Source organism: Pontibacter rugosus (assembly GCF_042678745.1).
Lineage (GTDB): Bacteria > Bacteroidota > Bacteroidia > Cytophagales > Hymenobacteraceae > Pontibacter > Pontibacter rugosus.
Map to the genome: position 1 here is coordinate 1 of NZ_JBHTLD010000485.1, position 687 is coordinate 687.

Here is a 687-nt window from a genome sequence, read left to right on the forward strand (position 1 = left end):
GTAATTTTCTTGCTTACTGTTTTCATGAGCCAAGCTCAAACAAAAAGCTTTTTGGACCTGCCATATTTAGAAGTTGCAGGCAGCGCAGACACCTTAGTAACACCTGATGAAATCTATATTAAAATTCTTATCTCCGAGAAGGATACCAAAGACAAATCTTCTGTTGAAGAGCAGGAAGCCAAAATGGTAAATGCTTTAAAGAACCTAGGCATACCTATCGAGAAAGATTTAACCACAAGTGACATGATTAGCAACTTCAGAAACCATTTGCTGAAGAGTAAAGATGTGTTAAAATCTAAGCAGTATATCTTAAAAGTGAGTGATGCAGGCACAGCAAGCAAAGTTTTTATTAGTTTGGAAAATCTGGAAATTTCTAACACTTCCATAGATAGAGTTGACCATTCAAATCTGGAAGAAATTAAGAATATAATGCGGACGAAGGCAGTGGGAAATGCAAGAGCCAGAGCTGTTGCATTAACAAGCCCATTAAAGCAAACCATTGGCCCAGCTATTCATATTATAGATAATGAAGCATACAATGTTGGTCCACAACTTCAAGGTAGAGTTGCGGGGGTTGTTATTAGAGGAGCTTCAGTAGGCAAGCTTAAAGAAGAGTCTCCCAAAATAGAATTTGAAAAGATTAATGTTTCAACTAATATAAATGTGAAATTTACCCTTAAATAAAAG

1 protein-coding gene is annotated in these 687 nt (G+C 36.2%); it reads left to right on the plus strand.

Annotation, left to right across the window (positions count from 1 at the left end; genetic code table 11):
• Window positions 1-684: SIMPL domain-containing protein (locus ACFQ2O_RS22050; protein WP_377533144.1), on the plus strand; the 684-nt coding region annotated here is incomplete at its 5' end.
• Window positions 685-687 lie beyond the last annotated feature (3 nt).